Annotated in this window: 7 protein-coding genes; 3 read left to right on the top strand and 4 right to left on the bottom strand. The window is 53.5% G+C overall.

Annotated elements, in window-relative coordinates; all coding sequences use genetic code 11:
- Positions 1 to 1,645, top strand: a 1,645-nt coding sequence (locus AC0QH1_RS01300) for a calcium-binding protein (protein WP_324628939.1), incomplete at its 5' end; no start/stop codon positions are given.
- Positions 1,646 to 1,859: 214 nt separating this feature from the next.
- Here AC0QH1_RS01300 and AC0QH1_RS01295 read toward each other — a convergent pair.
- Complete coding sequence (locus AC0QH1_RS01295) at positions 1,860 to 2,675, bottom strand: TIGR00297 family protein (protein ID WP_324628938.1); 816 nt, start codon at positions 2,673 to 2,675, stop codon at positions 1,860 to 1,862.
- Between the two features lie 18 nt (positions 2,676 to 2,693).
- Between AC0QH1_RS01295 and AC0QH1_RS01290 the strand changes: the two genes are divergently transcribed.
- Entirely contained in the window at positions 2,694 to 3,125 is a 432-nt protein-coding gene (locus AC0QH1_RS01290) for a VOC family protein (RefSeq protein ID WP_324628937.1), read from the top strand.
- A gap of 377 nt (positions 3,126 to 3,502) precedes the next feature.
- Here AC0QH1_RS01290 and AC0QH1_RS01285 read toward each other — a convergent pair whose 3' ends face one another.
- Positions 3,503 to 4,132 carry an esterase/lipase family protein gene (locus tag AC0QH1_RS01285; RefSeq protein ID WP_324628936.1) on the bottom strand — a complete coding sequence of 210 codons (630 nt, stop codon included), beginning with the start codon at positions 4,130 to 4,132 and terminating at the stop codon, positions 3,503 to 3,505.
- A 14-nt stretch (positions 4,133 to 4,146) separates the two neighbouring features.
- Positions 4,147 to 4,785 carry an esterase/lipase family protein gene (locus AC0QH1_RS01280; RefSeq protein WP_324628935.1) on the bottom strand — a complete coding sequence of 213 codons (639 nt, stop codon included), beginning with the start codon at positions 4,783 to 4,785 and terminating at the stop codon, positions 4,147 to 4,149.
- 383 nt (positions 4,786 to 5,168) lie between these two features.
- Between AC0QH1_RS01280 and AC0QH1_RS01275 the strand changes: the two genes are divergently transcribed.
- Entirely contained in the window at positions 5,169 to 5,630 is a 462-nt protein-coding gene (locus AC0QH1_RS01275) for a hypothetical protein (protein WP_324628934.1), read from the top strand.
- A 185-nt stretch (positions 5,631 to 5,815) separates the two neighbouring features.
- Here the strand turns inward: AC0QH1_RS01275 and AC0QH1_RS01270 are convergent, their stop codons facing one another.
- Complete coding sequence (locus AC0QH1_RS01270) at positions 5,816 to 6,601, bottom strand: 16S rRNA (uracil(1498)-N(3))-methyltransferase (RefSeq protein WP_324628933.1); 786 nt, start codon at positions 6,599 to 6,601, stop codon at positions 5,816 to 5,818.
- Positions 6,602 to 6,673: the final 72 nt, after the last annotated feature.

The following is a 6,673-nucleotide window of genomic DNA, read 5'->3' as shown; positions in this document are numbered from 1 at the left end:
ACCCAGCGAACCGCCTACAGAGGAACCCAGCGAACCGCCTACAGAGGAACCCAGCGAACCGCCTACAGAGGAACCCACTGATGATGGCGGGGTCGAAGTGAGCCTTCCCACTCCCCCAGAAGTGCCGTTTTCTCCATCGAACATCCCGTTGCAGACGGAACAGCCCATCAGCGAAGACGAAGACGATGGCGAAACTGGCGAGGTTACAGATGAAGGTAGAGACCGCACGTTGGGCGTACCGGGCGAAACCGGTGAGTTCGATGTTCCCTTACCCAGCGATCGCGCCCTAGAGGAAGAAGATTGTTTCTGTCCGCCTTTTCCCCCAGCGCCACAGGTGGTGTTTAACGCACCCGCACAACGTCCCCAAGTGGCAGTGGAACTGCTCGGCATTCCCGAAAGTGAAGAACTGATCGGAGACCTTCAAGATGAAGCCCTCCTCGGGTTTGGCGGCAATGATTTCCTCTGGAGTCAAGACGGAGAAGATATCCTGTATGGCGATATCGGTAATGATTATATGCTGGGTGGCTTGGGCAGCGATCGCCCCGTGGATGCTCAGCTACAGGAAGATCGCCTAGAAGGCGGTAAAGGCAGCGATCGCATGAACGGTAACGAAGGGAACGATACCCTCTACGGCGGACAAGGTAACGATCGCATTCACGGCGGCAAAAATGACGATCGCATATTCGCTAACCGAGGTAGCGACGTGGTATATGGCGACCTCGGCCAAGATACAATGATGGGCGGGAATGGTAGCAACCCCGCAAACGGCGAGCGCGACGTGCTACTCGGCAACCAAGGAGACGACCTGCTCAATGGTAACGAAGGGCAAGATTTGATCTATGCCGGAAAAGAGAACGATATCGCCTACGGTGGCAAGCATGGCGATCGCATCTATGGCGATCTCGATAATGACACCCTCCTCGGCGATCTCGGCGACGATCGCATCTTTGGCGGCACCCAGGATCCCACTGTTCCCGACCCGGAAGGAGATGATATCCTGTATGGCAGGGGTAGCAACGACGACCTCAATGGCAATCAAGGAAACGATAGCCTCTCTGGCGGCGATGGAAACGATCTCATGCATGGCGGCAAAGATAACGACCTGCTGTGCGGTGACACCGGCGACGATCGGCTATTCGGCGATCGCGGTGACGACAGTCTCTATGGCGGCGATGGAAACGACACCATCCGAGGTGGTATCGGTAGCGCCGATGGCAGCGAATCCGATAGCGATCGCGATAAATTGTGCGGTGGCAACGGCAATGACTGGCTCGAAGGTAACGGCGGATCTGACATCCTCAACGGCAGCGATGGTAACGATATGCTGTATGGCGGTCGAGAAAGCGATAGTTTAATCGGTGGCGCAGGTGCCGATATGCTCAGTGGCGACCAAGGAGATGACACGCTCACAGGCGGTAGCGACAGCGATCGCTTTGTCCTCCAACCCGACGGCGGCAACACCGTCATCACCGACTTTACCGACGGTGAAGATATCCTCGCCTTAGCCGATGGATTAACCTTCGATCGCCTCACCGTCACCGAAACCAATGGCGGAACCGCGATCGGTGTGGATAACCAAACCCTCGCCATTTTGAATAACCTGCAACCTAGCGCGATCGGCGAGTCAGACTTCACGTTAATCTAATCGCGAATCTGTCCGCTTGACCTCCCTTGTGTACCTGCAGATGTTACCCCCGCCGTATTCCGGTGGGGGTTTTCAACTTATATAGCAAAAAAAGCGGGCGATTTCAATCGCGCCGAGGCACAAGCTTGCGTCCGCATGACAAGGACTCATATCACACCACAAGCGGATTAATTCCTCGTTCCCAGGCGATCGCCTGGGAACGCCGATTCCGAGGTTACGCGAACCCACCTTGTGCGAAATTCACGGCGATCGCCAATCCGATTGCCGCGATCGCGCCAATCGTGGTATTAATGATATTCACCACCTCATTGGTCATCCAGCTCACCTTATCCTGGAGCGTCGCGCCGATCAGACTCTCCATAGTGGTAGCCACAAACGCTGCAATAACACATAATACCAAACCTGTCAAGTCAATCGAACCCACAACATAACCCACCACCGCGATCGCCGCCGACGCCACCACACCGGCGATCGTGCCTTCCAACGAAACCGCCCCCTCGGTTCCCTTCGGCACCGATTGCAAAGTGGTAATCAAAAACGTGCGCTTTCCATACACCTTGCCCACCTCACTCGCCGTGGTATCCGACAGTTTCGTACTAAAACTCGCCACATAGCCCAGCAACAACAGCGGAATCACCCCCTGCGCCTGAGCAACCGACGGCGACAAGACCTGCACCGCCAACACGCCCAAGGCACACAGCGCCGCCGTCAGCGCCGACCCCCAGACATTTTCCGGTCCGCGCGCCCCCGATCGCTTCTGTGCAATTCCCTCCGCCTCCTTTTGCGCGATTCCGATGCGCGTCACCGCCGAACCCACGATAAAATAAAACCCGACCACCAGATAACCGCGCCAACCCAAGCTTCCCCATATCAGCACCCCCAAAATCCAAGCGTGAATCACCCCCCCTAGGGTGAGCAACTTTTTCGGCAAAACATAGACGATCGCCAGCAAAATCGTATTTAATCCCACAGCCACCAGCCAAGGATTCCAGAACCCGGAATAATGAAAAAGAACCTCTGAATCAAGCATGTTGAATTTAACCGTACTATGGACAAAGTATTATTTCATCTTGCCTTCCCCGTCGCCGATATCGCCAAAACCAAAGAATTTTATGGCGAAGGTCTCGGTTGCCACATCGGGCGGGAATCCCCCAGCGCCGTTATTCTGAATTTGTATGGCAATCAACTGGTGGCCCACCTGACGAAAGACCCCCTCACCCCGCAAAAAACCATTTATCCGCGCCACTTTGGCTTGATTTTCCATGCACAAGCCGACTGGGAAGCCTTGCTGCAGCGGGCCGAGCAACAAAACTTAACCTTTCGCGAAACCCCGAAGCGCCGCTTCCCCGGTTCGCCCCTAGAACATCGCACCTTCTTTTTAGAAGACCCATTCTATAATTTACTGGAGTTTAAATATTACTGTCATCCCGAAGCGATTTTCGGTCAAGCCGAATTAACCTCCGTAGGCGATCGGGTGTAATCCCAAATCCGGCGGTGACATGGAGATAGCCCCGCATCATAGAAGGGTAGTAGGTCCGAGACATTGCCCGCCTAAGCGGGCTAATTAGACTCCTTGGACTCGTTAGGCGGATGGACTCGTTCCCCCCTGGGGGGAACGCCCACCCCGAGGCTCCGCCTCCCGATCGCGAAAGTTCGACGTAGCAACACCAACCCTCATCTCCTCCCACATCATCTCCTCCCACATCCGGTTAAAAAAACCCCGCAACCTACAAAGGTGCGGGGATGTTTCCCAACTCAAAAACATTTAATTTGCACAATCTCATGTTTGGATTGCCTGCGACGGTTGCCATCAAAATGCCGCAGACAATCTCCTGACTCGGACTCAATAAACCCGGCCTAATTTAACCTCGAAACCCCACATTTATCCGCTACGGGAGTTTCGAGAGCCTGCACCACCGCCTGCAAACTTTTCCGATGGCGCACCATCATTGCATGAGCGAAAACCGGCAATTTGACCTGTTTCCCCACCGACATTTGAGAGCTACTCGCCGGCACGATAATAAAATCCCAATCGGTCCAGATTGAGGTAAAATTGACTCGTTCCAACAGGGTTGCATCCCGATTCAAATCCGCCAGTAAATCGCTATTCGGACGCATTTGCACGCAGGTGGGACGGCGCAGGGCGTAAGCCATCCAAGTGCCATGATGCGGCGCAGACAAGGTAATAAAGCGCTGCACGCGCTCGATTCCCCCGAGGCGCTGCATGTAATAGCGACTGACGATTCCGCCCATACTCAATCCCACCAAATCGAACGGTTGTTCTGGGGGGAAAGTCCGGTCCACATAGTCAGCCACTTCTCGGGCTAATTCTTCGATGCCGAAGTTGAAGTTATTTAGGGACAGGTTTAAGGCGTAGGCGGACCATCCGCGTCGCCGCAAGTCTTCTTCCATTTTGCGGAACACCCCGGATTGTCGGAAGATGCCGTGAACCAGCAAAACGGGGTTGCGGTGCTGCTGATGTTTCATCCGATTTTTTAGGGTTAAATTTGAGGGGTCAATTGTGCAGGTTTAGTGTTTTTCACGGGTTCGGAGAGGACGCGAGCCACTGCATTTAAACTGCGGCGATCGCTGACCATCCAGCGATGGACTAACACCGGTAATTCAATCTCGCGTCCCACCGGCATTTTGGAACTATGCGCCGGGAGAATCATCATATCGAATGGGGTCCACATGGAGGTAAAATTAATCCGTCCGAGCATATCCACCGCATCGCGATTCAAATCTTGCAAAAATGGACTTTTCGGACGCATTTGCAAGCTACCTTCCAGGTTGAGGGCATAGGCAGTCACGGTTCCGTTATGCGGCGAAGAGATAGTGACGAAACGCTGCACGCGCTCGATTCCCCCGAGGCGCTGGATGTAATAGCGACTGACAATGCCGCCCATGCTAAATCCTACCAAGTCAAAGGGGCGATCTCGACCAAAAACCGCTTCCGCATAATTCGCCACCTGTTCGGCGAGTTTGTCCAAACCCACGGAACTATCATTGGGAATCAGATCCAGGCTATACACCAACCATCCCAATTCCCTTAAATAAGGAGTGACGCGATCGAAAATCGCCGTGGTATCCCAAATCCCATGAACCAATAACACCGGATTTTTGTCAGTTGAACGCTTCATTGCTTCCTTTATCTCTATTTAGCGATAAACTATTTGTGCAGCCCCTTTACCAATCATTGTAGAGGTGTTTTCGCCGACTCGGTGGCTGGCAATTGACGATTAACAATAAACAATCAATCATCTCTCATCTGAGTTGGTTTGATGGCGATCCATCCGGTAATTTCCGCCGCACTTGCAACTTGCACCGGAAATTGTTAAATTTTATTAACAAAGTACCCTGGAATCTTGTGCCAGGAGTTATCAGAACTTCATAATTAGTCCTGACTCAATTTATTTTTCCATCGCCTGAAGCGGTGGGAGCGCGGTCACACAGTTGTCCCGCGCAACCCCCGGTGAAGGCGCGTGCAATTGACCACACAGAAGACACTTTAGGAGTAATTCCCATGTTCGGTTTTATCAAGAAATTGTTCGGCGGCATTTTCAGCTTTTTAGGAAATCTGTTTGGCTTCAAAAAGTCCGAGTATTACCTAGAACTCGATGAGTCTAAAGGCGAACAGCCTGCGGCGAAAGCCGAACCGGCACCGGCACCGGCACCGAAAGCCGAACCGGCCAAGGTAGAAAAACAAGAAAGCGCACCGGCACCGGCACCAAAAGCCGAACCGGCGAAAGCGAAAAAGACGAGCAAGAAAGCGAAGAAAACCGAACAACCCACCCCCGCCGCACCGGCTGCGGCTTATAACGGTAAGGTGATGAGCAAAGAGGAAGTGCAAAAGACCTCGCAAGCCGAGGGCGGATTTGCCGATCGCTATTTGGTTCCTGCTGCTACCACCCCGCGTCGTCGTCCCGGTGCGAATATGAATTCCTACCTGGACATGGCGCGCAATATGCAAATGGCGTCTAAATAGCATCAATTGCGTTCCGGCGTTGAGTCCTGGGTAGGGTGGAACCCACCGGATAACTGGGATTTAGAGCCTCCGTGCTTGTTGATTTTGCTCGCCGTAGCGATCGCCTAATAGCAGGGGGAAATGCGCCCGATTGGGAATTGAGAATCAGGAGAACCGATGAAGTGTTTATGGGTTCGGCTGAGTTCTTAATTCCCAATTTTTCGTTCAAAAGCGGCGGCAGCCACAGACAGAGCAGCCATTGGTGCGGTTAGGGTTCTGAGGATGCGACGTCCCAGAGACACCGGTTCAAACCGGGCGGCGATCGCGGTATCGATTTCCCTGGCGGTCCATCCGCCTTCCGGACCGATCGCGATCGCGATGGTGCCGGTGGCGCGGTTGGGGGTGTCCGCAGGTATTTCCGCCAAGCGATCGAGCAAATGGGTTCCCTCCCCACGGGCCAGGCAAATATAGCGACGCCAAAGCTGACGGGTTTCATTCACCGCCTTGTCAAAAGAAATTGGGTCTACAATTGTGGGAACAAATAGGCGTTCGGATTGTTCCGCCGCTTCCTTAGCAATGCGACGCCAGCGCGTGAGTTTTTGGGCGCTAGGTTTGAGCAAGGTGCGTTCGGTAATTGTAGGCATTAAAGTAGCTACACCCAGTTCGGTAGTTTGACGAACGATATCGTCAAAACCGGTTTTTGGGAGAGCGACAATCAGGGTGACATCAATCGGCAACTCGCGCTCCACGTGAATCGGCTGTAAAATCGTTGCCGAATCGAGACTTGCCGACAACTGAGCCAACCACCAGTGACCTTGCCCATCCATTGAGATAAAGCGATCGCCCGCATTCAAGCGCAAGACCCGAGACAAATAGTGCTGTTGCTCGCGCTCGAGGACAATCCGCGTCGAAAACTGAAGTTGCGACGGTGCGATCGCGAGGCGTTGTAGCCGAGAGAGTTGAGTTGAAGTCAGTTCTATGGAGTTTTCCACGAAAAAAAAGATGGAAGAATGGGAGCCGCGTTACTTTAGTACGCGGAGGAAGTTCGACTCAGGCGGTTTTAA

Source organism: Phormidium sp. CCY1219, from assembly GCF_055795085.1.
This window is presented reverse-complemented; position numbering and strand designations above follow the sequence as displayed.